Source organism: Altericroceibacterium spongiae (assembly GCF_003610805.1).
Taxonomy (GTDB): Bacteria; Pseudomonadota; Alphaproteobacteria; order Sphingomonadales; family Sphingomonadaceae; genus Altericroceibacterium; species Altericroceibacterium spongiae.
Map to the genome: position 1 here is coordinate 704,141 of NZ_RAPF01000001.1, position 26,035 is coordinate 730,175.

Consider the following 26,035-nt stretch of genomic DNA (forward strand, 5'->3'; position numbering starts at 1 on the left):
AAAAAGGGGCGCGGAAATTGAGATTTCCGCGCCCCTTTTTATATGCCGGGCCGATAACCGGCCCGGCATATCCGAAATCAGTTAGAGGTTTCTGCCGGTGTTTCGGCAGCCGGAGCCGCAGCCGGCTGCTGAGCGGGCGCCTGCGCAGGAACTGCCTGCACGCCGCCATTGGCTTCGACATCGGCATAGGTCGACCACATTTCGGCAATCGCTTTACGCGGGCCGGTAACCTTGGCCAGCGTGGCCTTGCCTTCGTCATATTTGCCCTGCTTGATCTGGACGATGCCCAGACGGGTCAGCACACGCTCATTATCCACGCCGCCCTTCTGCAAAGCGACCTGATACATTTTCTCGGCATTGGCATAATCGTCAAACGACATGAAGCTGTCAGCCGCACCGCGTGCCGTCACGCCATCTGCCGCCGAATTGGCTTCATCCACCAGATCCATTGTGGCTTCGCGGTCGTCTTCCGCACGATCCTGCGCAATGCTCTTGGCTTCGGAGAAATAGGTTTCATCAGCCGGAACGACACCGGCTTCGATACCTTCATTGACCAGCGAAAGCACTTCATTAGGCAGCATACGCGCATCGGCAGCTTCGATGTAATCGATATAATCGCGCTGCGTGGTCAGCGTGTTGGTCGCGCGCATCAGACGCAGGAAGTCGAGCGAAGCCGGATCGTCCCAGTCATGCGTGGCGCGAACCACCTGCAGGCCGTTAACCCAGTTCTGCTGGGTCGGTGTGTTCTTCACCAGCAGGCTGGAAAGCGTCACGCTTTCATCGGCCAGCGAATTTTCATAGGCCACTTTCAGACCGCGCAGCAGCCAGTTATCGGGCACTTGCTGCCCGGCAGCCTGACGCTGCTTAACCACATTTTCGAGATAGGAGACGCCTTCGGCGTTCTTGCCTTCCGCGAAATAGCTCTCGATGATGAGGCCCTGCGGATCATTTTCGGTATAACCGGCATCGGCAGCCGCTTTCAGCGCGGTGCGAGCGGCTTCATAGTCTTTTTCCTGATAAGCGAGGTTGCCAACGAAGAACTGGAACTGGCCGACCTGTTCGGCAGGCACCTTGCCGCTCTGGAGCATCATTTCGAGGCCCTGACGCTGAAGCGCAGGGTCCTTGCTCTTGGAACCCATGCTCAGAATGAGCTGACCCGCGGCGAAGCGGTCGTCTTCGGTTTTCACTGCCGAGACGATAGCGGGAATATTGGCCTTCTGGGCTTCAATATCCGCACCTTCTGCGTTGACCGCATCGGCTACCGGGGCATAGGCTTCAACGAAGCCCTTGGAATAGTCCTGTTTCTGCGCATAGGCCGGGGTCGCGATCCCGGTTGCGCCGATGACGGTTCCGCTCGCCAGCGCAACGGCCAGAGCAAATTTGGAACCGAACCGGGTTCGGCGTGCGGGAAGGGACGTGCGAAGCATTAAATTCTCTCCTGTAAGGATTGCGGGATGTATACCCATTCATCGGTTTCGCATTCGGTCTAGTGCCGGTTTGCGAGGAATTTTGCAAATAGGTTGTACAAATTAACGGCTGAACGAATTTTGAACGCTATTTCAGCGCTTTTTGTTCTGCAACCCGGTAAAATGTGGATAAGGCGCGACTTTTCTGCCCCTTCCCGTCTGATTGGCTGGCCTCGGCCAAGGGGATCGCCTAGGGTCCGCAAGCATATTTCATTAGCTGAAATGAAGGTAGATTTTCGCAGGTGAGCGACAGCAGCGACATTATTCTCCCGCCGGAAGACCCCGCTGGTTATGAACCCATCGACATCGTCGATGAGATGAAGACCAGCTATCTCGATTACGCGATGAGCGTGATCGTCTCCCGTGCGCTCCCCGATGTGCGTGACGGGCTCAAACCTGTGCATCGGCGTATTCTCTTCGCCAGCCAGGAAGGCGGCTTCGTCTATAACCGGCCCTATCGCAAATCGTCGAAAATCGTCGGTGACGTGATGGGTAACTATCACCCGCATGGCGACAGCGCGATCTATGATGCGCTGGCGCGTATGACCCAGCCATGGTCAATGCGTCTGCCGCTGATCGACGGCCAGGGCAATTTCGGTTCGATGGACCCCGATCCGCCGGCCGCCATGCGTTATACCGAAGCGCGTCTGGCCAAAGTCACCACCGCCCTGCTCGACGATCTCGACAAGGATACGGTCGATTTTGCCGATAACTATGACGGTTCGCGCTCCGAGCCGACCGTTCTGCCGGCCCGCTTCCCCAACCTTCTGGTAAACGGCTCTGGTGGGATCGCGGTCGGTATGGCGACCAATATTCCGCCTCATAATCTGGGCGAAGTGATCGATGGTTGTCTGGCCTATATCGAACGGCCTGAAATCACCTCGGAAGAACTGTTCCAGATCATTCCGGGACCCGACTTCCCGACCGCTCCGCTGATCCTGGGCACATCGGGTTCACGTTCGGCCTATACGACCGGGCGCGGTTCGGTGCTTCAGCGCTGCCGCCATGAAATCGAGGAAAAGCGAGGCGATCGCCGGTCGATCGTGCTGACATCGATTCCCTATCAGGTGGGCAAATCCAATCTGGTCGAAAAAATCGCCGAAGCCGCCAAGGAAAAGCGGATCGAGGGGATCTCCGATATTCGTGACGAAAGCTCACGCGAAGGCGTGCGCGTTGTGGTCGATCTCAAACGTGACGCGACAGCCGATGTGGTGCTGAACCAGCTCTGGCGCCACACCCCTGCCCAGTCGAGCTTCCCGGCCAATATGCTGGCCATTCGCGGCGGACGGCCCGAAGTCCTCACCTTGCGGGACATCATCGAAGCCTTCATCTATTTCCGTGAAGAGGTCATCACCCGGCGGACCAAATATGAGCTGCGCAAAGCCCGCGAGCGTGCGCATATCTTGCTCGGTCTGGTGGTTGCGGTTTCCAACCTCGATGAGGTGGTGGCGATCATTCGCGGTGCAGCCAATCCGGCCGATGCGCGCCAGAAATTGCTCAACCGCGAATGGCCGATCGGGGATATCGCGCAATATATCCGTCTGGTCGAAGCCATCGAGCCCAATGCCGAACAGGAAGGCGGAACCTATCGCCTGTCGGACCGGCAGGTGAAAGCCATTCTCGATCTGCGCCTCCATCGCCTGACCGCTCTGGGCCGGGACGAGATCGGTGACGAACTCAAGGAACTCTCGCTCGCCATCGAGGAATATCTCTCCATTCTCGGCGACCGTGCCAAACTTTATGGCGTGATGCGTGACGAGCTGGTCGAAATTCGGGATAATTACGCCACACCGCGCGTCTCCGAGATCGCTCCGGCATGGGATGGCCTCGAAGACGAAGATCTGATCGAGCGGGACGATATGGTCGTTACCGTCACGATGGACGGCTATATCAAGCGCACGCCGCTTTCCACTTTCCGGGCACAGAATCGCGGCGGCAAAGGCCGTTCGGGCATGTCCACCAAGGAAGAGGATGCGGTGAGCGACATGTTCGTCACCAGCACGCATAATCCGGTGCTGTTCTTCTCCACCGCAGGCAAAGTCTATCGTCTCAAGGTCTGGAGACTTCCCGAAGGTGGCCCGGCGACCCGCGGACGGCCGATTATCAATCTGCTGCCTTCGCTCGAAACGGGTGAGAATATCGCCGCTGTGCTGCCTCTTCCCGAGGATGAGGAAAGCTGGGGGGCGCTCAATGTCATCTTCGCTACGGCGAAAGGCAATGTGCGGCGCAACTCGATGGACGCTTTCGCCAATATTCCCTCCAACGGGAAACTGGCCATGCGCTTCGACGATGGCAGCGACGATCGCCTGATCGGTGTTGCCCTGCTCGATTCGACCGATGATGTGCTGCTTGCATCGCGTAACGGTAAGGCAATCCGCTTCGCCGGCACTGACATTCGCGAGTTCCAGTCCCGTACATCCACCGGTGTGCGCGGCATGAATTTAAAGGATGGCGATGAAGTCGTGTCGCTTTCCATTCTTCACCGGGTCGGGACGGAAACCGAAGAGCGTGAGGAATATCTGCGCTATGCTCCGTGGAAGGGTGATCGCGAAGGCGAACCCAGTCTCTCGCCCGAGCGCTTCGCCGAAATTACGGAGAAGGAGCAATTCATCCTCACCGTCTGCGCCAATGGCTATGGCAAATTATCTTCGGCCTATGAGTATCGCCGGATCGGGCGCGGCGGTCAGGGTATCGTCAATATCGACAATATCCGCCGCAACGGACCGGTCGTGGCCAGCTTCAACGCTTCCAAGGACGATCAGCTCATGCTGGTGACGAATCAGGCGAAGCTGATTCGAATTGGCCTCGATACGATGCGCGTGATCGGCCGCAGCAGCGCAGGCGTGCGCCTGTTCAATGTCGGCAAGGACGAATTCATCGTCAGCGCAGTGCGCATTGACGAGGAAGAAGCGCCTGAAAATGAAGCCGAAGAAGCCATTGTGGAAGAAATTGTGGCTGGCGACAGCCCGGAAACCACTCCCCATACCACCATGGATCGTGACGATCCGGCCGGAGATGAAGACGCGGAAGGCTGAACGGACTTGCCGCGAATAGAGGTCGGGTAACAATCCGTCTCAGGTTCAGCGCTTAAATATCAGAAACCCCGCCCTTTTTTGGCGGGGTTTTTTGTGCGCTACCGGGCTGTTTTTGCCCCCCCTCATGCACGACATATCCGCCCATAGAGCGGCATATCTGCAACATTTGGAGGGCAACGGTAAAAACCATCTCACCAGATGTTGCAAATGATTATCAATACATTTAGCGCGCATCGCGATCACAGAAAGGTATCGTATGAAATATATTCGTTCGCTCGCGCTCGCAGGCACCGCTCTGGCTTCCGTAACCGCAGGACACGCCTTTGCTGAAGAAGTGGCTGCCCCGCCCCCCGCTTCGGGGACCGCAGCCAGCGATTCTTCGGGCCGTGACGACATTATCGTGACAGGTTCCAGAGCCGAACAGACCTTTGCCGGCACCAAGACCCAGACCCCTCTGATCGAAACCCCGCAGCCGCTCAGCGTGGTCACTTCCGACGTTTTCGAAGATCAGGGCGCCATCACGATCAGTGATACGGTGCGCTACACGGCCGGTGTCGTAACCGGCACTTATGGTCGCGACACAAGGACCGACGGTTTTATCATTCGCGGCGTCAGCGCTTTGCAGTTCCGCGACGGAATGCGCGATATTTTCAGCTCCTATGCCAGCATCACCTCCGACCCTTACAATTTCTCGCGCGTCGAAGTGGTGCGCGGACCGGCATCGGTGCTGTTCGGCCAGGGCTCGATTGGCGGTCTCGTCAATCTGGTTTCCAAAAAGCCTTATTTCGAAACCGGCGGTGAAGTCGCCGCGACCTATGGCAGCCACGATCGCAAGGAAGCCCGCGCCGATCTCAATACGCCTCTTTCCGACAGTTTGGCCGTCCGGCTGGTCGGCAAGGTCCGCGATTCCGGCACCCATATCGATCATGTGCCCGATGACCGGGTGATGCTCGCCCCGTCGATCCGCTGGCAGCTCTCGCCCGATACGGATATCACCCTGACGGGCCTGTATCAGGAAGATGACAGCGGCTCGACTTCGCAATTCCTGCCTATTGTCGGGACACTGCTCCCCAATGGCGATAATCCGCGGCTCGATGACGATACATTTGTCGGCAAGCCGGGCTGGGACCGCTATGACGGGCGTCTGTTGCAGGGCGGCGGCAGCCTGACCCATCGCATCAGCGATAATATACAGCTCAGCGTGAAGGCGCGCTATATCGACAGCGATGTCGATTACCGTTCGCATTACACGAACAGTTACACCCACCCGCTCGACCCTTATGTGGCGGGCAGCAACGGGCGGCTGATCCAGCTTTATGCGGTCAACAGTCCGGCTCGGCTAAACGTATTCTCAACGGATAATAATCTGCAATTCAACTTCAACACTGGCGCCGCAGTCGAACACACGCTGCTAACCGGGGTCGATTATTCCTGGAACAAGGTGCGTAATAAGAGCGCATCGACCATCGATATTATCGACATTTACGATATCGACCGGGACGCGATCTCAGCACCCGACGCTCCCGGAGACTGGAGCACAACCTCGCAAAAGCAGCTCGGCTTCTATGTGCAGGATCAGATCAAGTTCTGGGACCGTGTGAACACCGTGTTCGGCTTCCGCCGCGACAAGGTTATCAATTCGGATGGAACCAAGGATTTCGCCTCGACTTTCCGCGCCGGAATTATCGGCGAAGTGGGCGCAGGGATTTCGCCCTTCTTCAGCTATACGGAAAGCTTCAATCCGGTTTCGGGCACCACCTTCGACGGCTCGCGCTTCAAACCACAGCGCGGCACGCAATATGAAGCGGGTTTCAAATGGCAGCCGGAAGATAATACGCTGGTCACGATCACGGGCTTCCATATCAAGGAAAGCAACCGTCCGATCAGCGATCCGCTTCACCCCAATGAGCGGATTCAGGCCGGTGAGCTGACCACCAAGGGGATCGAGTTCGAAGCCAGCCATCGTCTGCCGGGCAATTTCGACCTGCTGGTCAATTACGGCTATAACAAGGTGAAGGTGGATGACGCATCCAGCTTCAACTACATGCCGCGCCATTCCGCTTCGGTCTGGTCGACCAAGAGCGTAACCGTGAATGACGATCTCGCTTTCAAATTCGGCGGCGGGGTTCGCTATGTCGGCAAGAAGGATTCGGTCAGCCCGGTCTGGACGATGACCACCGACGATGTGACGCTGGTCGATGCCATGGCCGAAATGACCTGGCAGGACTGGCGCCTGACGATCAATGCCACCAATCTGCTCGACAAGAACTATCTGTCCTGTCTCGCTCGCGGCGACTGCTTTGTCAGCGAGCCGCGCAATGTGATGGCCACAATCGGCTACAAATTCTGATGAAGCACGAAGCGGGCGGCACAGATGTCGCCCGCTTCATCGCTTAATGGACCACCCGCAATTCGGGGCGCCGTTTACGCAGTGTCTGGATAACCCCGGTGCAGATCAGGAACTGGCCGAGATAATAGACCGGCCAGACGAAAATATCCTGCGCCATGCTCCCTGAAAGCGGCCCCATTCCGGCAATCCACAAGCAGTGGGATATCACGAAAAGCACTGCACCGGCCCCCACCCGGTAGCGCGGAAAATCGCTTGCCCAGGCGGCTGCCGCCATACCTCCCATCGCGAGACCGTATAGCCCGAAACTGCTCGCGACACCGCGATCGGCCGGCAGCAGCCAGCACATCAGCGGCGTCACCAGCAACAGGGCTACTGCCACGATTTTCCGCGATCTCGTCAAATGAGCGGGACGATGGCGCAGATAGAGCGCCATGGCGAGCAGATGACCGCCGAAAAACAGCCATCCGGCCACTTCCATGTCGATCATGAGGACCATGTCCCCCAGGGCACCGAACGCCATCACCCAGACGAGCAGCCGCGCATCGGCGCTCGAATGACGCATAAAGGCATAAATGGCGAGCAACCCCACCGCCGCACCTTTCAGCGGCAGCAGATAAAGCTCGGGCATCGGCCCGGCGCGCAGATAGTAAAAGGCCAGCGCTACCGCGATACTGGCCAGCAGCCAGGGCCGTTTTTCATACAGGGCACGTTTGGGCATCGGTTCCTCCAGAGCCTCTCATGCGGGTTTGCCCCGTGCCGCGCAAGAGAGGTTGCGCGCAGAACCGGTGAAGGCTTGGCCCGGACCGCGCAGAAGCGTATAGGCCGCGCGCATGACATATCAGGTCCATATTATCGGCGGCGGTCTCGCCGGAAGCGAAGCGGCATGGCAACTTGCGCAGCGCGGTGTAAAAGTGCGCCTGTCCGAAATGCGCGGCGGCGGCGATCGCACAGCGGCGCATCAGGGCGATGGCCTCGCCGAACTGGTCTGCTCCAATTCCTTCCGTTCGGACGATGACGAGAAGAATGCAGTCGGCCTGCTGCATCACGAAATGCGGCGCCTCGATTCGCTGATTATGCGCGCAGCCGAAAAAGCGCGTGTGCCTGCCGGTTCCGCACTGGCCGTGGACCGTGACATTTTCTCCGCCGATGTGGAACAGCATCTGCACGACCACCCCAATGTCGAGATCGTCCGCGAGCGAGTGGACACGCTGCCCGAAAACGGCCCGACCATCGTCGCCACCGGCCCGCTCACCGCCCCTTCGCTGGCAGAGAGTATCGGCAAGGCCACCAGCACGCAGAGCCTCGCTTTTTTCGACGCCATTGCCCCGATCGTTCATTACGAAACTATCGATATGTCGATCTGCTGGATGCAATCGCGCTGGGACAAGCAATCGGGGCCGGATAGTGACGGCAAGGATTATATCAACTGCCCGATGAATAAGGAGGAATATCTCGCCTTCCATCAGGGCCTGCTCGATGGCGAGAAGACCGAATTCAAGGAATGGGAAAAGGACACGCCCTATTTCGATGGCTGTATGCCGATCGAAGTGATGGCATCCCGTGGCGTGGACACTTTGCGCTTCGGGCCGATGAAACCGGTCGGCCTCGACGATCCGCGCACCGCTACGCCCGAATTTCCGCAGGGACGCTGGCCTTATGCGGTGGTCCAGCTCCGGCAGGATAACAAGCTCGGCACCTTGTGGAACATGGTCGGCTTCCAGACCAAGCTCAAATATGGCGCGCAGGTGGAACTGTTCCGCACCATTCCCGGCCTGCAGAATGCCGAATTCGCCCGGCTCGGCGGCCTCCATCGCAACACATTCATCAATTCACCCGTTCTGCTGGACCGCCAGCTCCGGCTCAAAGGCGCAGAGCATATTCGCTTTGCCGGACAGATCACGGGCTGCGAAGGCTATGTCGAAAGCTCGGCCATCGGTCTTCTCACCGGAATGATGGCAGCCGCCGAATTGCAGAACCGGCCATGGCAGTCTCCTCCCGCCAGCAGCGCGATGGGCGCGCTGCTTTCCCATATTACCGGCGATGCCGAGACGGAAAGCTATCAGCCGATGAATGTTAATTTCGGCCTGTTCCCACCGATGCATGACGTTAAAAAGAAACAGCGCAAGGAAGCCTATACCACGCGCGGCAAGGCCGATTTCGGCGACTGGCTGAAAACGCTGGAACCGCTTCCCGCCTGAGCATCCTGCTGAACACTACCTAGGAACAGGCGCAGCGCGGCTTTTTCCGGCGCGATTTGCGTTTGGGAGCTGTGGTGGCAAATTCTGCCGGCGTCAGTTCGCCATTGCCATTGGCATCCGCGCCGGTGAAACGATCGGCCGTGGTCACCGCCCATTCCTCGAATGTCAGCAGATTGTTGCCATCCACATCGAGCCTGCGGAACCCGTCCGTACGCGAAGCCAGCATTTCATCGCGTGTAATGCGCCAGTCCCGATTGCGATCATAGCGGAAGAAGCGGCGCTGCTCGCGCGTGAGTTCGCTCGCTTCGGGCGGTTCGGGGCCTTGCAGCCCGGCAAGATCGGCTTCGGGCAAACCTTCTTCCTCCGCCGCAGCCTCCGGCGACGCAGGTTCGGGCGGCGGTGCGCCCTGCTCCACCTGCGCCTGTCCCTGCCACCAGAAGACCCCGACGCCAGCCAGCACCAGCGCCACAAATGCTCCAAGAATTATGCGATTCACGGCAGCCCTCCCCCAAACAAGGCTGCTACAGGCTATCGCCCGGTCAGCCCTATCCGCAAGGCAGTGAAGCCGCTCGCCGGACCCTGCAACAAAGCTGTCCCACCTTGTGACAGTCCACGCCGGGCCAGCCCGGCCAGTACAGCCAGCGTACGCAGGCGTCTGGGCAGCTTTTCCGGTATCTTGTCCAGCTTCTGTGCATGAGCGACAATCCGGGCCTTTTCCTGCGGTTCGGAAACATTGGCAGCCAGATCGCCGAGCGACCAGAGCCGCGCAGCCTGCTGCGCCGAAGCCTGCGCCCGTTCTTCGCCAAGCTGCACAGCCAGCGCTCCGAAAATCGCGGCGCGCCCCTCCGCAAAACCGTTCAGCGCCTCTTCGTCGAGCTCTTCTTTGAGCAGATATTCCCAGCCATCGACCAGATCGACGAGACCGTTGCGCTCCGGCCAGTCTTTCAGCGCGCCGAGCACTGCATCGCCTTTGGGCCACTGATCGGCGGGCTTGCCGAACATATCGCGCCACCAGGCAAGCCGCATCTGCGCCAGCATCACTTCGCGCTTCTGGCTTACCAGTTGCGAAAGCCGTGTATCGAGCGCGAGCACCGCCAGTGTCGGCGCACGAGCGGCAGCGGGCGCATAAGTCAGCGCCAGACGCTGCGGCAAGGCCAGCGATTCGATCAGATTGTCAGCCATGGGCGCGACCTGAAAACATTCTCTTCAAAAATCAAGCGCCCGGCCTGGCGGTCTGTTCCCACCTGGCCGGGCGCCTGCTGTTCTATCAGTCCGGTCGCTTGCCGGACCGAAACGCTGTCACCTCAATCGACGTAGCAGACCTTCTTGGCCGCAGCGATGATGCGATCGGAATCGATCAGCGCCATCTTTTCGAGATTGGCGGCATAAGGCAGCGGCACATCCTCATTGCAGACCCGCAGCACAGGCGCATCGAGATTGTCGAAACCGTCTTCCATGCAGATAGCCTGAATTTCCGCAGCAACCGAACATTGCGGAAAGCCTTCTTCGGCCACGATCAGACGGTTTGTCTTGGCGAGGCTTTCCAGCACGGTTTCGCGATCCAGCGGACGGATCGTGCGCAGATCGATGATTTCGGCATCGATGCCTTCTTCGGCCAGCTTTTCCGCTGCTTCGAGCGCCAGACCGACACCGATCGAATAGGATACGATGGTGACATCGGACCCTTCGCGCATGATCCGCGCCTTGCCGATCGGCAGGACATGATCGTCGAGCTGTGCCAGTTCGAAGCTCTTGCCATACAACAATTCGTTTTCGAGGAAGACCACCGGATCTTCACAGCGAATGGCCGCTTTCAGCAGGCCCTTGGCATCGGATGCATCATAAGGTGCAATCACGATCAGGCCGGGCACGGCGGAATACCAGGGAGCGTAGTTCTGGCTGTGCTGCGCGGCCACGCGGCTTGCCGCGCCATTGGGGCCACGGAACACGACCGGACAACGCATCTGACCGCCCGACATATAATTCGTCTTGGCCGCCGAATTGATGATGTGGTCGATCGCCTGCATGGCGAAGTTAAAGGTCATGAACTCGACCACCGGACGCAGACCGCCCATGGCAGCGCCGGTTCCGATACCGGCAAAGCCATATTCGGTGATCGGCGTATCGATCACGCGCTTGGGGCCGAATTCATCGAGCAGGCCCTGCGTGACCTTGTAAGCGCCCTGATATTCGGCCACTTCCTCGCCCATCACGAAGACGCGCTCATCGAGCCGCATTTCCTCGGCCATGGCATCGCGCAACGCTTCGCGGACGGTTGCCTTCACCATATTGGTGCCTTCCGGAATTTCCGGGTCGGCCTTTTTCGGTTTGGGCTGTTCCTGGGTCATGATTTCGGCCGAGCTGGCAGCGGGCTTTTCTTCATCGGCCGGCTTGCTTTCGGTCGGCTCGGAAGATGCGGACGGCGCTTCGAGCGAGGACGCATCTTCGCCTTCTTCGGCCAGCATCGCAATTACGGTGCCGACTTTAACATTTTCCGTGCCTTCATCGACCAGCAGCTTGCCGACCGTGCCTTCATCGACGGCTTCGAATTCCATCGTCGCCTTATCGGTCTCGATTTCGGCAAGGATGTCGCCGGAGGAAATTTCATCGCCTTCCTTGACCAGCCACTTGGCCAGGGTGCCCTCTTCCATCGTCGGAGAGAGCGCGGGCATCTTCAGTTCGATAGCCATCAGTAATTACCCACCAGAACGTCGGTGTAGAGTTCGCTCGCCTCGGGTTCGGGCGAATTTTCGGCGAAATCGGCCGCGTCGGCCACTTTCGCGCGGATATCCTTGTCGAGCTGCTTCAGCTTATCTTCGGACACACCCATTTCCATGAGGTCCTTCTTGATATGCTCGATCGGATCGCTGTGTTCGCGCACATTCTGCACTTCCTCGCGGCTACGATATTTCGCCGGGTCGGACATGGAGTGGCCGCGATAGCGATAGGTTTCCAGTTCCATGAGAACCGGGCCCATGCCCTTGCGCACATGATCGGCAGCGACATGGACGGCCTGATGCACCTCGAGCACATCCATCCCGTTCACTTTCATGCCGGGGATGCGGAAGGCCGTGCCGCGGCGATAGAATTCGGTTTCGGCCGAGCTGCGCTTGACCGACGTGCCCATCGCATACTGATTGTTCTCCACGATGAAGATCATCGGAAGATTCCACAGGCTGGCCATGTTGAAGGTTTCGTAAACCTGCCCCTGATTGGCCGCACCGTCGCCGAAATAGGTCGCGCAGATGCCGCCATCGTCCTTATATTGATGCGACAGAGCGAGACCGGCACCGAGCGGAACCTGCGCCCCGACGATTCCATGGCCGCCGTAAAAGGCTTTCTCGGTCGAGAACATATGCATCGAACCGCCCTTGCCGTGGCTGATACCCGCCTGGCGACCGGTCAGTTCGGCCATGATAATCTTGGGATCGATCCCGTATGCGAGCATGTGACCATGATCGCGATAGCCGGTGATAACGCTGTCTTTCCCTTCCTCAAGAGCGGACTGCACGCCCACGGCAACGGCCTCCTGGCCGATATAGAGGTGGCAGAAACCGCCAATATAGCCCAGTCCGTAAAGCTGACCGGCACGCTCTTCGAAGCGACGGATCAGAAGCATCTGCTCATAGAAGGTGAGCAGTTCTTCCTCGCTCGCCTTGTAGCGCTTATTCTTCTCGAACTCTTCCTGAAGGCTGTGCAGGGCGAAATTCTCGTCCTGAGCGGCACCTTGCGAATTCGCGGAAGATTCCGTTTTTGCAGTGGATTTCCTGGGGGAAGCACGGCGCTTCCCTGATCCGGAATTGGCGGAGGCTGGTTTGGCCAAAACGTCTATCCCTTTCTAACGCCGGCACAACGCGGCGTATTCGTTCTAAGCGATGCCTATAAGCGGAGTAATGTCGCGCTGGCAACGCCTCGCATCACGCATAAGGCTGCAAGCGGCATTTTCATGCCTGTAAGAGGGCCTCAAGGCTGTTTGAGTTCAATGATATATTCATCGGGATGCGCGACATTGAGATTTTCGCGCATAAGCTCGGTCACGAGATCCGGATCGGCATGGTCGAGATTGAGCAGGGACACCCGATTCCTGAGTTCCGCTTTATCCTTTTCAAGCACCGCAATCCGATGCTCCCGTTTTTCGAGCAGGGCCTTGTTCTCTCCCCAGGCAAGCACGCCATAAGGACCGACCAGCGCCAGACCGCCCAGCACGAGCAGATAACCGAGCGCGCCGAACTGGCTCAGTTTCTCCCGTAATTTCGGCTGATTGGAGATGGTGTGAGGCATGTATGCACAGGACCACAAATAGGCCGGCAATTCAAGCCAAATAGCGCAGAATCAACGCATTTTTCCACCAGACGTTGCTTGCTTGCGGGGAGCGCGCTTGCCTGCCCTCGGGAAACAGGTTACACTTGAAACTATGATAAAGGAAACGACTATAACGGATAATAATCCACTGGGACTGGACGGCTTCGAATTTCTCGAATTTTCGGCACCTGAAAAAGGCGTTCTGGAAGCGAAATTCGAAGCGATGGGCTTCACTCGAGTCGCCCGCCACCGCAGCAAGGACGTGCAGCTCTGGCGGCAGGGTGAAATCAATCTGATCGCCAATTACGAGCCGCGTTCCCCCGCTGCCTATTTCGCTGCCGAACACGGCCCCTCGATCTGCGCCATGGCCTTTCGGGTCGCCAATGCCGGAAAAGCCTATGCCACGGTGGTCGAGCGCGGAGCCGAGCCGGTGGACATCCCGACCGGCCCGATGGAACTGAAGCTGCCCGCCATTCGCGGCATCGGCCATTCGCTGATCTATCTGATCGACCGGCACAGCGAAAACGGCCCCGACCTCTACGATATCGACTTTCTCTTCGAAGACGGGATCGAGCGCCACCCGCCCGGTGCCGGCTTCAAAACCATCGATCACCTGACGCATAATGTTCACGAAGGGCGGATCGCCCATTGGGAAAATTTCTACCGCCGCATTTTCGGCTTTCGCGAATTCCGCCAGTTCGATGTGACCGGCGAATATTCCGGACTCAACACCAAGGTGATGGCCGCCCCCGACGGCAAGATCCGGATTCCGCTCAATGAAGAAGGCAAAGGTGACAGCAAAGGCCAGATTGCCGAGTTCCTGCGCGAATATAATGGTGAAGGTATCCAGCATATCGCGTTCGACAGCGACAATCTTTACGCCTCGCTCGACAGTCTGAAACAAAAGGGCACCGAATTCGCCTCTCCCCCGCCCGACATATATTACGATCAGCTCGAAACGCGCCTGCCCGGCCATGGTGAGCCAGTGGCAGAATTGAAAGCACGCGGCATTCTCGTTGACGGCACGACCGAGGGTGGCAATCCGCGCCTGCTGATGCAGATTTTTTCCAAGCTCACTTTCGGTCCGGTCTTTTTCGAATTTATCCAGCGCAAGGGTGATGAAGGGTTCGGTGAAGGCAACATCACCGCGCTCTTCAAAAGTATCGAAGCGGATTACAAATTGCGCGAGGGCGAAGGCACCGGTCAACCGGCCTGAGCGCCCCCTTGGACTGGTTTATGGCCCTGTTCCGTGCCGTTCAGGCCCTCTTAGGCCTGAACGGCTTTTTTTGGCGTAAAACAACGAAATTATCAGACTTTATCAATCTCCGCTTGGTGGAATCGCGCAAGCTCTGCTAGCCGAAAGGAAACACCCTCCTTTCGGGAAAACCGGAATCGAGCCTGAAAACAGGCTGCCCGCTTTGTCCGCCCAAGTGCGGACAGGCAGCGATGCCGACCGGAAAGGAAGGGGCAGAACAAGGAAAGAGAGGACGATAATGGCATTTGATTTCAAAGGACGCACAGCTTTCATCACCGGCGGTGCCAGCGGCGCAGGCTTCGGTCAGGCAAAGGTTTTCGGCCGTCTCGGCTGCAAGATTGCGATTGCGGATATTCGCCCCGAAGCGGTCGAAAAAGCCGTCGCCGCGCTGGAAGATGAAGGGATCGAATGCCACGGGGTCGTGCTCGATATCACCGATCGCGACGCCTTTGTTGATGCGGCAAATGAAGTGGAGGAAAAGCTCGGCCCGGTTACCATGCTGTTCGGAACGGCCGGCGTGTCGATCTTCGGGCCGCTCGAAAAGGCAACCTATGACGATTATGACTGGATCATGGACGTCAATTTCAACGGCGTCGTCAACCTGATGCAGACCTTCGTTCCGCGCATGATAAAGCACGATAAGGGCGGCTATATCGTCAACACCGCTTCGCTCGGCTGCTTTATGGCCAGCAGCGGCGCCGGTATCTATTCAGCCTCGAAATTCGCGGTTCACGGCATCACCATGGCGATGCGCGATGCACTGAAGGATTACGGCATCGGCGTCAGCGTTCTCGCCCCCGCCAATATCAAATCCAACATTGCCGAAAGCGTGAAAACGCGGCCCGATAAATATGGTGAGAGCGGTTTCAAGGTCGATGACCGGGAAATCACCGCACTGCATGAGATCTATTCGCAGGGCATGGAGCCTGAAGAACTGGCCCGTCATGTGAAAGACGCCATCGAGGAAAACCGTTTCTACATCATCCCTTATCCCGAAGCCCGTGCAGGGCTGGAAGCGATTTTCCAGCAGGCACTCGACGCTCTGCCCCCGGCGGACAGCGACAAGGAAGGGCAGGAAAAACGCTCCCAGGCGATGTATAAATATATCGAAGCGCGCAACCGGATGGATAAAGAGCGCTACGGCCACGCCACGCGCTGACGACAGGGCACCGGCGCTCTATCGGCACAAGATCGAACGGCGCCGGACCTTCCGTCCCCCATCGCGACGGAAGGTCAAGAGAGGAGAGTTTTTGCAATGAATATGCGGTTTTTCGGGGTGTTACTGGCAGGGAGTGCCGGTATAACAGCCATTGCTGCGCCGGCCTCCGGGCAGATGAGCGATACGGAAGTGCTCAATATTCTGCGCGAATGCGCAAAGGTTCAGGACCCGTCTGCAAGGCTTTCCTGCTATGATAGCAACATAAGCGGCAGCCCATCTTCATCCTCGCCGACAGCAGGTGAGACCACCCTTCCCGCGCCTCCTCCGGCTGCGGCATCGAGCGGCTCCCAAAGCGCGTTTGGTGCAGAGGATATACGCAGCCCCGAACGGTTCACACCGCCCCCCGCAGAAAAGCAGAGTCTCACCGCACGCGTCCTGTCCGCCCGGCAGCGCGAGCCTGGTATCTATCTGGTAACGCTGGAAAATGGAGCGCAATGGCTGTTTTCCGAAAGCGTCCCCTTCTCTTTCAGTCCGCCCCGCAAGGGAAGCACGGTCACGATCGATAAGGCATCGCTCGGCAGCTATCTGATGCAGGTGGGGCGCCAGTCCGCAGTGCGGGTGAAACGGATCAAATAGCCACACAAAAACATAGTCTGCATTTTGCGCGTTCTGGAACAAGACCTGGCGGCTTTGAATCGCTATGGCACCCTCAGATTCAAACGGCAGATACGGCGCGGGGGAAGCGCCCGGCGGCCTTTATCGGAGACGATTTATCATGAGTGGACAGGGGGCTGGCAGCCATTCCGCGCACACGAATCCGCGCGACGGAAACGGCACGCTGATCGTTCTTCTGCTTATCACATTCATCAATATCGCAGGCTTCGGCATCGTCATTCCGCTGCTGCCTTTTTACGGTGAAACTTTCGGCATATCCGCCTGGCAGGTGACGGTATTATTCTCCGCCTATTCGGTCGGGCAATTCATCGGTGAACCGCTCTGGGGGCGGGTTTCCGACCATTTTGGGCGCAAGCCTGTGCTGCTCTTCACCGTTGCCGCCATCGGTCTTTCCTATGTCGCGCTGGCCTATACGAACAGCTATTATATCGCGCTGCTTCTGCGGCTTCTCGGCGGTGTTGCCGGGGGTAATATGGGCGTCACCCAGGCATATGTTGCGGATATTACCCCGCCGGGCAAACGCACTGCACGTATGGGTCTGCTGGGGGCCGCTTTCAGCCTTGGCTTCATGGCCGGTCCGGCGATTGGCGGACTGCTCGTGATTGAGGGGATCGGCACGGCAGGTTATCGCCCGCCCTTACTCTGCGCCGGTTTTTTGAGTGCGCTGGCCGTGCTTGGCACCGTTATTTTTCTTCGCGAAAGCCGCGTTCATATTAATCGCGCCAAACGGCAACAGGCCAGAATTCACGAAGCGATCCTGCATCCAATCATCGGACAGGTTCTATTGACCACTCTGGTGGCGACCAGCGCTTTTTCCGCCATGGAAGCGAGCTATGCGTTATGGGCCGAAGCGCGTTTCGACTGGGGGCCGCATGAAGTGGGGCTGACTTTCACCATGATTGGCGCGCTGGCAGCATTCAATCAGGCCGTTCTGGCAGGAAAAATCGTCGAAAAAATCGATGAGTCCCATGCTCTGGCCTATGGTATCTTGCTGGCGGGACTGGCGATGTTCTCGCAAATATTCGCCCCCAACGGCACTGTTCTGATCCTCATCACAGCACTGATGGTACTGGGCCTGTCGATCACACAGCCCGCCATTTCGGGGCTGATCTCACTCGCCAGTCCGCCCGAAAGGCAAGGTGCCTTGCTCGGCTTGAACGGCGCGCTGAGCGCCTTTGCCCGTATCATCGGCCCGCTGGTCGCAGGCGCGCTGTTTTCAATCGTCAGTATCGATGCGCCCTATATCTTTGCCGGGCTTGGCATGCTGCCTGCGGCATGGCTGGCTTTGCGGGTTGGCCGCCGGATCCGCGCACAGCAACGTGAAACGCAAACGGCCTGAAAATCAACGGACATCAATGAAGGGTCGGAAACGGGACCTCCGTTCCCGACCTTCCTAAGCTCATTACTGGTTCTCGATTTCCTCCAGCGCCCTCTCGCGTTCCAACTGAGCGAAGGCGTTGTGGCGAATTTTGTCGAAAGTCAGCATGAAATGTTCCAGTCTCTCTCCGGACAGCGGCTCCATCAGAAACTCACTGCGCTTCATCCCCATTTCGGCGATAATCGCGTAAAGTTCCTTGCCTTTTGCTGTGGGAGAAAAACGCCCCAAACGGCGTACCGGCTTCCCTTCGCGCGCCACCAGCCCCCGTTCGATCAGCGCGTTGATCGTCCGACCCGACTGACTGTGATCTCGATCAAGGCGGGAGACAAGCTGCGCCCATTCGATCGGCGGGTTTTGTGAAATCTCGGACAGAACCCAGGCTTCGAAATTGGATAATCCTGTCAGGCGCTTAAAGGTTAACGCGGCACTGCGACTGAAATAGGCGCTGAGCGTCAGCAAAGGGGCCACGATGCTGGACCGGTCGATAACGATGTCCTCTCCGACCCGACGTTCGGTGGGTATCCGGATGTCTTCTACACCTGATTCGCTGGCATAGGTCTGCTGGGTCAGATCCCGCTCTTGCTCATAGAGCATGATGGCCCGGTCGAGCAGCAATTTCATGACCGAGAAAAAGTCTGCCAGTTCCTCATCGCTCACATCGAATGTCAGTTCGCGATTGCGCAACTCGGCCAGTTTCAGCAACTTGTCAGCCAGCGACCGCCCTTTTTCGGTCAGCAGGATCGGAGAACGGATCTGTGTTCGCTCGACATATCCTTCCTGTAACAAACGCTTGACCGAACGGCTGATCTGCGCCTTGTCCACTCCGGAAGCGGCAGAAATATCGGCAGGCGGTAACGGCCCGATACTGCCGAGCAGGAACATAACCCGCCGGTCCAGTTCCGCCAGCTCCGCTTCGCGCGCATAGGAAAGTTCAGCGCTTTCCCGGATTTTGCGCAGGATCTGCCACAATTCGCTCTGGAAGATCTTGGGCTGTGTAAAAGTGCCGTAATCATATGCTCTGCCGGAAGAAACGAGCAGCGAGAGTCCGCTCAGAGTCACAGCCAGTTCGTTATAAAAAGCGTCCGGCGCCTCACCTTCGGCAACCGTTCCTGAAGACGCAAAACGCGATGCTGCACCCACAGCATAGGTTTCGACAATACGCAGCGCTGTCTCGCCCAGAGTGCCGAGCGGATTAAGTACTTTAATCTGGTTAGCGGAAGGGCCCGAAAGCGGTTGTGTTCCATCTGCCGCCAGTGCCCGCCGATACACATCGCGCGCATAATGTTGCAGCCATATCCGCCAATCGCTGCTTTCTCCGGCCTGCTGCTTCATACTGCCTTGTGCAGCCTTATCCATTACATTTACCCAATCTTCTTCGGAGGAAGACTCTTCTGCCTGCTTCATAGCAAGACGACCCTTCTCATTCTGTCCGAAACTCACTCTGCTGCGGATATTCGGACTAACGAGCTTGTTACTCGAAAAAAATCACAACGCCACCCCTGTTTTGTGCAGAAAAAAGTTTAGCATATGCCGGGAATTATATGGACATAGTCAATTAATAGGTCATTATCCCTTCCGGAGAGGAACCGGCGAGACCGAAGAAAAATCGGCCGCTGGCAATGTCTGGGAGAGAGATGATGGCGAGTATTTCACCGCCGACCACGGAGCAGGCCGAGGGCATTGCTGCGTCGGCCGATATGGGAACGATGCCGGCCGGGCAGAGCTGGCCATCGGCCAGACGAGCCTGGACCTGTGTCGCCCTGCTGGCCTGCGCCCATATGATAAATATGTTCGATAACGGGCTGACCGGCTTTCTGGTCACCCTTATCAAGGCAGATCTTCAGGCCAGCGACGCGGAAATGAGCTTGTTGATCGGTTTTGCTCCCGTTGCTTTTTATGCGCTGGTCGGCCTGCCCATGGCCCGTTTGATAGACCGCTATCCGCGCACCATTGTCATGCCCATCGGCTCGCTGTTCGTCGGCACTTTCACGCTCATGTGCGGACTGGCTCAGAATTTCTGGCAACTCTTTCTCGCCCGTATGTTCGTCGGTTCCTCAGCCACGGTAAACGGGCCGGGTTTCTATTCCCTGCTGGCCGATTATTTCCCGCCACACAAGCTGAGCCGGGCCATCGCGGGAATGCAGGTAGGTTTCGTTCTCGGCACAGCGCTGGCCTCGTTGCTGGGCGGCGTTCTTGTGGCCATGGCGATTGGCTGGGGAACCAGCGACTGGTTCGGCCTGACGATCCGGCCATGGCACAAGGTCTATATGGTGGGTGCCGCCGGGGCGTTTCTCGTCTCGCTGATCCTGTGGTCGATCAAGGAGCCTGACCGGCGCGAGCTGGCAACGCTCAAGCCCGGAGAAAAAGCCAAAATGATGCCGGTTTCGGAAACGCTGCACGAAGTCTGGCGCCGCCGTGCGGTCTATCTGCCGCTCTTTCTTGCACTCGGTTTCATGTCGCTCGAAATGGGAGGAATCGCCCCCTGGCGCGTCGCTTTCATGGAGCGCAACTATGGCTGGGATGTCGCCAAAATCGGCGCATGGTCGGCTGGGACGATGCTCATCTTTTCGCTGATAGGGCTCCCGCTTGGTACATGGATGACCGAATTCTTCCAGAAGCGCTATGACGACGCGCCGGTACGCGCCATTCTGGTAAGCTGGGTTATCGCTTTGCCTTTTTCGGTCGCCGGGCCACTGATGCCCACGGGCGAATTAATGATGCTATGCACCGGCGTCGGCATCACTTTCGCAATGGCGAGCGCCATTCCGCAGAACACCGCCGTTCAGATCATCACACCCAATCGAATGCGTGCGCAGGTCACTGCGATGTATCTTTTCATGATGACGGTCGTAGGCGGATTAGGTGCCAATTTGCTGACAGCCATTTCCGGTGCGCTTGGCGGAGAAGCCTATCTGGGCGAAGCCATGGCGCTTGCCGTTGCCATTATGACGCCGCTTGCAATTATTTGTGTCATGACCGGTCTTAAACCTTATGCACGCGAAATCCGTGAAAGGCGCGAAGCCGGAGTGATGTAAGCCCCGAAAAGCCTTCCATTGCCACTGGTGCGGTCCATGCGCTTCGTCTAGGCGCTGCGCATGGATCTGGCGATTGAGACCCTTCTTTTTCTGGCTGGCATCGCTTTTTTGGCCGGCAGTATCGATGCGCTTGCCGGAGGGGGCGGCCTGCTCACCATTCCGGCGCTAATGGCGGCGGGGGTTCCGCCCGTATCCGCTCTCGCTACCAATAAGCTGCAAAGCTCGGTCGGCACCGCTTCGGCCTTCGCTGCATTCTTGCGGGGCGGTCATGTCGATCTGCGCCGGTTTATCTGGCCCGTTATAGCCGCGGTTTCCGGATCGATGATCGGAGCGACAGCTGTGCAACATATCGATCCGGCTTTTCTGACCGCTTTCGTCCCCCTGCTACTGATCGCCATGTGCGTCTATTTCATCGCTGCCCCGAAAATGGGTGCAGCGGACAGAAAAGCGCGTTTGGGCAAAGTCGGCCTGACCGTCGTCACGGGCTGTATCGGTTTTTATGACGGGTTCTTCGGTCCCGGAACCGGTTCGTTTTTGACCACGGCGCTGGTCGCTCTGGGCGGTCTCGGGCTGATCCGGGCTATCGCTAATACCAAGCTTCTTAACCTGTCCACCAATATGGCCGGACTGGCTGCCATGATTGCCGGCGGCAAGGTGCTCTGGCTGCTCGGTTTTACCATGGCACTGGCCAATGTAGCAGGCAATCAGCTCGGCGCCTGGTATGCCATGCGGTTTAGCGGCAAGGGGGTGCGCCCGTTACTGGTCATCATGTCCGCGGCATTATCGGTCAAGCTGTTATCCGATCCGGCCAACCCGATCTGGCAATGGTTCTCTTCCTAGCAGAAAGAGACCGAAAACCGTTCTTCCGATCCGCAGAGAAAAGAAGGCGAAGCGCCTTAGCGCTTCGCCCCAGTAGAGGATGCTCGGCTCAACGCCTCGCTATCGCGGCCCCGCCTGTCAGGACGCGGAACCGCAATCCCATTGCATGGGCCTGTTTGCGAGAGTGTTTTGGCTGAACATCCCCACCCATTCGAAAAGCAACGGATGGAAATGGTGCGGGGATGGTCCAGATGCGCCGCACAAATCCACTTCCATCCGTTTCTGCAGTCACACAGGAATGACTGACAGTTTTCGAACTGGTTGAAAGATGCAAAACAGCTCAAACATCTCTCTCCCAATCTGGCCCGCCTCTCTTGACGGAGGCTGTGGCCACAAGGCCGAAGGAGGTGTTTCAATTCTCCTTTCGGCAAAGCTAAAAACCTTCTTTTATCCGGAAGCCCCCGGCATCGTGCTACCCGCTTCCTCGCGCATTTTCGCACGACGAATTGTGTCAGGATGATCCTTATACAGCATCATCGCTTCGATAATCTCCTCATCGCGGCCCTTCTGTCCATCCGCAAATTCAGGATAAGGCAAAATCCAGAACTGATCGCGCTCAATTCCTTCGCGCGCCACGCGTCCCAGGTCGACCGGATCGAACCCGCCTTCGATCACCGATTTCAGACGGGCAAAAACTGCTTCATCTGCACCATAATATCCTGTCTTGCCGTATTTTTCCGGGCGCGTTTCCACTGCACGGTGAATATTTGTGTTCACGCCGCCGGGGCATAAAAGCGACACGCCGATATTGTGTTGTGGCATTTCCACGCGCAGCGATTCCGCCAAACCACGGACCGCATATTTCGTCGTGCAGTAAATTCCAGTCGAAGGCAGTGCGACGAAGGCCGACATGGATGCCGTGATCAGAATATGCCCGCCCTGTCCATGGCCGATCATTCGCGGAATAAAAGTCATACAGCCATTGATGACGCCGTTGACATTCACGTCCATCTGCCAGTCCCAGTCATCATAGGTGGCATCGGCAATAGGGCCGAACTGACTGACTCCGGCGGTGTTGCACAGGAGCTGGACCGGCCCGAAAACCCGTTCTGCCTCATCGGCGGCCTCGGCATAGGCAGCCCGGTCTGTCAGGTCCAGCCTTATAGGATGGACGGCAACGCTCCGACCCGCAAAATAGGCCATGGCTTCATCGAGAGCGTCCTGCCGGATATCGGCAATCACGACTTTCATACCCGCTTCTTCAGCGAGCACCTTGGCCTGCCCCAGCGCCACGCCAGAGCCACCACCGGTGATGAAAGCAGTTTTGCCTTCCAGTTCCGTCATGAATGCCCTTCCCCCAAACGATTCTGTCCTGCTGTGTTTTTCTAGGCATAATCACTCGTTACTTACAAGCAATTATACAGGACAATATCAACTTAAATTCTTCAAACCGTTCAACGATAGCCTTCATACAATATGAGAGCTACTGTTACTAGTATAAATACGTCTGCCGTTCTGCAAGAGCGCTTTAAGGACGCCCGCGAAACGATAACTGCGCCAAAGCCATGAGTTAGGATTTTTAAGACAATTGAAATTTGATGCCACTCCTATGAAATTCATGGAAACTTCCCAACTGTCCAGCGAGTTTGAAACGCAGCTACAGAATTCAATATTTCCTATACTTTTCTGCTACTTATTATATTAAAATAGCAGTGAGCAACAGCGTAAAAGCCCGTCTTATCCAATATGCAGTCAGTGACGTGATCGAATCGCGCTCATACATGCTGGACACTATCAACAAGTAGTCATATGAATCTGTCCTCAGACGGACCTGACGAGTCAATAAATGTCAGGACGTCGGGAGGGATGACAATGATGACTCGGCGGATTTTTCCGTTTGACTACCTATCGGTAGCTCCTGTTTCCAGCTGCGGAAACAGTCATCATTGTGCTGTTCCAGACGCACACTTCTTTCGGACATTTCAAATTTGGTCTTCGTACCGCCTTAGCGACGCGGAGCGATAATTCATGTCCATCGAGATAGTCAGGCCCCGGTAAACCGGTGCCCCATAATGGAAGGAACCTGAAAGTGAGGATATCGAAACTCAACCGGACGAGGGTGTTAAAACGCCTTTTGCTTGCCGGAAGCGCCGGTACGTTTGCGCTGGCAACCCCGGCTATGGCGCAGGATACATCATCCGCTGAAAACGATGTGCTAAATCCGCCAACCGAAACGGCGAGCGAAATTGTCGTAACCGGCTCACGCATTGTTCGTCGCGACTTTGAATCGAGCAGTCCGATTGTGACTGTAGACGATTCACTGTTGCAACAATCGAGCACCGCGGCCGTGGAATCCAATCTCAACAAGCTGCCGCAATTTACCCCCACTCTCGATGCTCCGACAGATGGTGGAGACATTCAGCCAACGGCGCGCAACACGCCGGGTGCGGCTACAGTGGCGTTGCGCGGCCTGGGATCGAACCGTACGCTGGTGCTGATCGATGGCCGTCGTGGCACGCCGAGCAACGCCTCCAATGTAGTGGACATCAACTCCATTCCTTCCGCTGCGCTGGAACGTGTTGAAGTGATTTCCGGAGGCGCATCTGCGACTTACGGCGCAGATGCCGTAGCCGGTGTGGTCAACTTTATCATGCGCAAGGATTTCGAAGGTCTCGAACTCGATGCACAGGCCAATGTCACACAGGAAGGCGACGGTTTCGAATATCAAGTGTCCGGTATTATGGGCACGGATTTCGATGATGGCCGGGGCAATATTTCGCTCAGCTTTTCAACCAATGATCGCAACGCATCCTACCGCAAGGATCGCGACTATTTCCTCGATTACTGGGCCGATCCGTCCATCGATGGCACCGGCTTTTTCCCTTACAGGCCCGGCATCAATCTCGGCTTTACCTCCGCCCCCGATCCGACAGTGATGAACGCGATTTTCGATCAGGCATCGGGGCCGATTTCACCTGCCGGCACCCTCATCTATGCCAATCCCGACGGTACGGTCTTCTCCGGTTTCGATCCGGCCGGCGTTCCTGGCGCCTATCGCAACAAGATTGTCGATGGTTATAATTACAAGCTGCTGGATAATGGCCAGCTCGGAACCAATTTCACCGATGCCATGCTGGTTCTGCCTCTGAAGCGTTACAATATGTATGCGCGCGGCAATTATGAGCTGAATGACTGGATCGGCGTGTTTGCCCAGGGCCTGTTCAGTAAGGTTTCCACGCGAACGGTGCAGGAGCCCTCGCCCGTCACCGGCGGGTGGACAGCCTTTGTCGATTACGATCCCAATAATCCGCAAAACGACCTGCCATCGGAAATCGTCCAGATCCTTAATTCGCGTCGCACCCTGATTACGCCGGCGCAGGGCTCCCCGGGGCAGGCCGATTATGTTCCGGCGGTCTACGGCGCTCCCGGATCGGCGGCGAGTGATCCGTTCCAGATCTTCCAGATGATGCCTTTCAATCGCACATCGGATACGGACGTCTACACCTATAATATGACGGTGGGCCTCGAAGGAACCATTCCCAGTACCGACTGGACCTGGGAAGTGTTCGGCTCGCAGGGTGAAACGGAAACCACGGTTATCCAGCGCGGCTTCGCCTCCTTGCAGCGTTATCGCACGCTCATCAACGCACCCAATTTCGGCGAAGGTTTCTCAGCCACCGGCAATGCCGAGTTCGGCGGTTTCGGCGGAGCAACGGCGACCTGTACCTCCGGCCTCAATCCGTTCAGCGGTGATCCGATCAGCGAAGATTGCCTCGAAGCCATCCGTGCCAATGTGAAGACCAAATCGGTCATGAAACAGAGCATCTGGGAAGCCAATCTGCAGGGCGGCCTGTTCGATATGCCGGCCGGTCAGCTTCGCGGCGCCTTTGGTGCCAGCTATCGCAGCACGGATTACGAATTCCAGAACGATACGCTGACCACGCAAGGTCAGTCTTTTCAGGAACAGGTTCTCGGGCTTTATCCATCGGGTAATTCGGAAGGAAAAATAACCGTCAAGGAAGTCTATGGTGAATTGCTCGTGCCGCTGCTGCACGACATTCCTGGCATAAAGAAGCTAGGCTCAGGACCTATTAAATTGCTTGCGTGGGGTATGATTGGTTGATTCAATGGTAGTGTCGAGGAGGCGCTGCCGATGGATGTACCGTTTTTGTTGAGCCGTGCGCAGATGCGCCGGATTGAGCCGTTTTTCCCGCTGTCGCATGGTATCCCGAGGGTCGATGATCGGCGGATCGTGTCGGGGATCGTCTACGTCATCAAGCATGGGCTGATGTGGCGCGATGCGCCCAAGGGTTATGGTCCGCATAAGACGATCTACAACCGGTTCGTTCGCTGGAGCCGCCTT

General features: G+C 57.4%; 20 protein-coding genes. 11 read left to right on the top strand and 9 right to left on the bottom strand.

From position 1 onward, the window contains the following. Nucleotides 1-77: 77 nt before the first annotated feature. A complete protein-coding gene (locus tag D6851_RS03395) occupies nt 78-1,427 on the bottom strand; it encodes a hypothetical protein (RefSeq protein ID WP_120323423.1) in 1,350 nt (449 codons plus the stop codon). Between the two features lie 356 nt (nt 1,428-1,783). Here D6851_RS03395 and gyrA point away from each other — a divergent pair, with 356 nt between their 5' ends. Beyond that, entirely contained in the window at nt 1,784-4,501 is a 2,718-nt protein-coding gene (gene gyrA / locus D6851_RS03400; protein WP_238473925.1) for a DNA gyrase subunit A, read from the top strand. Between the two features lie 256 nt (nt 4,502-4,757). Continuing rightward, complete coding sequence (locus D6851_RS03405; RefSeq protein ID WP_120323425.1) at nt 4,758-6,851, top strand: TonB-dependent siderophore receptor; 2,094 nt, start codon at nt 4,758-4,760, stop codon at nt 6,849-6,851. 43 nt (nt 6,852-6,894) lie between these two features. Here D6851_RS03405 and D6851_RS03410 read toward each other — a convergent pair whose 3' ends face one another. Then, nucleotides 6,895-7,569, bottom strand: coding sequence for a lysoplasmalogenase family protein (locus tag D6851_RS03410; RefSeq protein ID WP_120323426.1), 675 nt, complete (start codon nt 7,567-7,569; stop codon nt 6,895-6,897). Nucleotides 7,570-7,681: 112 nt separating this feature from the next. Here D6851_RS03410 and trmFO point away from each other — a divergent pair, with 112 nt between their 5' ends. Then, the gene (gene trmFO, locus D6851_RS03415; protein WP_120323427.1) at nt 7,682-9,049 is read left to right on the top strand and encodes a methylenetetrahydrofolate--tRNA-(uracil(54)-C(5))-methyltransferase (FADH(2)-oxidizing) TrmFO; all 1,368 of its coding nucleotides are present in this window, start codon (nt 7,682-7,684) and stop codon (nt 9,047-9,049) included. Nucleotides 9,050-9,068: 19 nt separating this feature from the next. Here trmFO and D6851_RS03420 read toward each other — a convergent pair whose 3' ends face one another. From D6851_RS03420 to D6851_RS03440, 5 genes are all read right to left on the bottom strand, one after another. Continuing rightward, a complete protein-coding gene (locus D6851_RS03420) occupies nt 9,069-9,545 on the bottom strand; it encodes an EF-hand domain-containing protein (RefSeq protein WP_120323428.1) in 477 nt (158 codons plus the stop codon). Between the two features lie 32 nt (nt 9,546-9,577). Continuing rightward, nucleotides 9,578-10,231: a squalene/phytoene synthase family protein gene (locus D6851_RS03425; RefSeq protein ID WP_120323429.1), complete on the bottom strand. Its 654-nt coding sequence runs from the start codon at nt 10,229-10,231 to the stop codon at nt 9,578-9,580. A gap of 122 nt (nt 10,232-10,353) precedes the next feature. Beyond that, a complete protein-coding gene (locus D6851_RS03430) occupies nt 10,354-11,739 on the bottom strand; it encodes a pyruvate dehydrogenase complex E1 component subunit beta (RefSeq protein WP_120323430.1) in 1,386 nt (461 codons plus the stop codon). Continuing rightward, entirely contained in the window at nt 11,739-12,872 is a 1,134-nt protein-coding gene (pdhA, locus tag D6851_RS03435; RefSeq protein WP_120323431.1) for a pyruvate dehydrogenase (acetyl-transferring) E1 component subunit alpha, read from the bottom strand. The genes D6851_RS03430 and pdhA overlap by 1 nt, the downstream gene beginning before the upstream one ends. Nucleotides 12,873-13,012: 140 nt before the next feature. Next, nucleotides 13,013-13,330 (bottom strand): FtsB family cell division protein, encoded by a 318-nt coding sequence (locus D6851_RS03440; RefSeq protein WP_120323432.1) that lies wholly within the window; start codon nt 13,328-13,330, stop codon nt 13,013-13,015. 133 nt (nt 13,331-13,463) lie between these two features. Here D6851_RS03440 and hppD point away from each other — a divergent pair, with 133 nt between their 5' ends. The 4 genes from hppD to D6851_RS03460 all read left to right on the top strand — a co-directional run bounded on the left by hppD (nt 13,464) and on the right by D6851_RS03460 (nt 17,779). Next, nucleotides 13,464-14,567, top strand: a complete 1,104-nt coding sequence (hppD, locus tag D6851_RS03445) for a 4-hydroxyphenylpyruvate dioxygenase (protein WP_120323433.1) — start codon at nt 13,464-13,466, stop codon at nt 14,565-14,567. A gap of 277 nt (nt 14,568-14,844) precedes the next feature. Then, complete coding sequence (locus tag D6851_RS03450) at nt 14,845-15,765, top strand: SDR family NAD(P)-dependent oxidoreductase (protein WP_120323434.1); 921 nt, start codon at nt 14,845-14,847, stop codon at nt 15,763-15,765. 96 nt (nt 15,766-15,861) lie between these two features. After that, on the top strand, nt 15,862-16,401 hold the full coding sequence (locus D6851_RS03455; RefSeq protein WP_120323435.1) for a hypothetical protein: 540 nt from the start codon (nt 15,862-15,864) through the stop codon (nt 16,399-16,401). Between the two features lie 139 nt (nt 16,402-16,540). Then, entirely contained in the window at nt 16,541-17,779 is a 1,239-nt protein-coding gene (locus D6851_RS03460; protein WP_183029962.1) for an MFS transporter, read from the top strand. Nucleotides 17,780-17,842: 63 nt separating this feature from the next. On the opposite strand, the gene D6851_RS03465 is transcribed toward D6851_RS03460, so the two are convergent. Then, on the bottom strand, nt 17,843-19,222 hold the full coding sequence (locus D6851_RS03465; RefSeq protein ID WP_120323437.1) for a MarR family winged helix-turn-helix transcriptional regulator: 1,380 nt from the start codon (nt 19,220-19,222) through the stop codon (nt 17,843-17,845). Between the two features lie 230 nt (nt 19,223-19,452). On the opposite strand from D6851_RS03465, the gene D6851_RS03470 reads away from it, so the two are divergent. Together D6851_RS03470 and D6851_RS03475 are read left to right on the top strand one after the other, a co-directional pair. Further along, entirely contained in the window at nt 19,453-20,853 is a 1,401-nt protein-coding gene (locus tag D6851_RS03470; protein WP_183029963.1) for an MFS transporter, read from the top strand. Between the two features lie 60 nt (nt 20,854-20,913). After that, the gene (locus D6851_RS03475) at nt 20,914-21,693 is read left to right on the top strand and encodes a TSUP family transporter (RefSeq protein ID WP_120323439.1); all 780 of its coding nucleotides are present in this window, start codon (nt 20,914-20,916) and stop codon (nt 21,691-21,693) included. A gap of 426 nt (nt 21,694-22,119) precedes the next feature. On the opposite strand, the gene D6851_RS03480 is transcribed toward D6851_RS03475, so the two are convergent. Further along, nucleotides 22,120-23,016 (bottom strand): SDR family NAD(P)-dependent oxidoreductase, encoded by an 897-nt coding sequence (locus D6851_RS03480; protein WP_120323440.1) that lies wholly within the window; start codon nt 23,014-23,016, stop codon nt 22,120-22,122. A 745-nt stretch (nt 23,017-23,761) separates the two neighbouring features. On the opposite strand from D6851_RS03480, the gene D6851_RS03485 reads away from it, so the two are divergent. Both D6851_RS03485 and D6851_RS03490 read left to right on the top strand, forming a co-directional pair. After that, entirely contained in the window at nt 23,762-25,795 is a 2,034-nt protein-coding gene (locus tag D6851_RS03485) for a TonB-dependent receptor plug domain-containing protein (RefSeq protein WP_238473916.1), read from the top strand. A gap of 30 nt (nt 25,796-25,825) precedes the next feature. Next, a partial coding sequence (locus D6851_RS03490; RefSeq protein WP_147395420.1) for a transposase occupies nt 25,826-26,035 on the top strand: 210 nt, incomplete at its 3' end.

Excerpts from the sequence above, each read along its gene's own strand:
- D6851_RS03395 (WP_120323423.1), bottom strand. The coding sequence starts at position 1,427 with ATGCTTCGCACGTCCCTTCCCGCACGCCGAACCCGGTTCGGTTCCAAA.
- D6851_RS03410 (WP_120323426.1), bottom strand. The coding sequence starts at position 7,569 with ATGCCCAAACGTGCCCTGTATGAAAAACGGCCCTGGCTGCTGGCCAGT.
- D6851_RS03460 (WP_183029962.1), top strand. The coding sequence starts at position 16,541 with ATGAGTGGACAGGGGGCTGGCAGCCATTCCGCGCACACGAATCCGCGC.
- D6851_RS03465 (WP_120323437.1), bottom strand. The coding sequence starts at position 19,222 with ATGAAGCAGGCAGAAGAGTCTTCCTCCGAAGAAGATTGGGTAAATGTA.
- D6851_RS03425 (WP_120323429.1), bottom strand. The coding sequence starts at position 10,231 with ATGGCTGACAATCTGATCGAATCGCTGGCCTTGCCGCAGCGTCTGGCG.
- trmFO (WP_120323427.1), top strand. The coding sequence starts at position 7,682 with ATGACATATCAGGTCCATATTATCGGCGGCGGTCTCGCCGGAAGCGAA.
- D6851_RS03430 (WP_120323430.1), bottom strand. The coding sequence starts at position 11,739 with ATGGCTATCGAACTGAAGATGCCCGCGCTCTCTCCGACGATGGAAGAG.
- D6851_RS03475 (WP_120323439.1), top strand. The coding sequence starts at position 20,914 with ATGGATCTGGCGATTGAGACCCTTCTTTTTCTGGCTGGCATCGCTTTT.
- D6851_RS03450 (WP_120323434.1), top strand. The coding sequence starts at position 14,845 with ATGGCATTTGATTTCAAAGGACGCACAGCTTTCATCACCGGCGGTGCC.
- D6851_RS03455 (WP_120323435.1), top strand. The coding sequence starts at position 15,862 with ATGAATATGCGGTTTTTCGGGGTGTTACTGGCAGGGAGTGCCGGTATA.
- D6851_RS03470 (WP_183029963.1), top strand. The coding sequence starts at position 19,453 with ATGATGGCGAGTATTTCACCGCCGACCACGGAGCAGGCCGAGGGCATT.
- gyrA (WP_238473925.1), top strand. The coding sequence starts at position 1,784 with ATGAAGACCAGCTATCTCGATTACGCGATGAGCGTGATCGTCTCCCGT.
- hppD (WP_120323433.1), top strand. The coding sequence starts at position 13,464 with ATGATAAAGGAAACGACTATAACGGATAATAATCCACTGGGACTGGAC.
- D6851_RS03405 (WP_120323425.1), top strand. The coding sequence starts at position 4,758 with ATGAAATATATTCGTTCGCTCGCGCTCGCAGGCACCGCTCTGGCTTCC.
- D6851_RS03440 (WP_120323432.1), bottom strand. The coding sequence starts at position 13,330 with ATGCCTCACACCATCTCCAATCAGCCGAAATTACGGGAGAAACTGAGC.
- D6851_RS03480 (WP_120323440.1), bottom strand. The coding sequence starts at position 23,016 with ATGACGGAACTGGAAGGCAAAACTGCTTTCATCACCGGTGGTGGCTCT.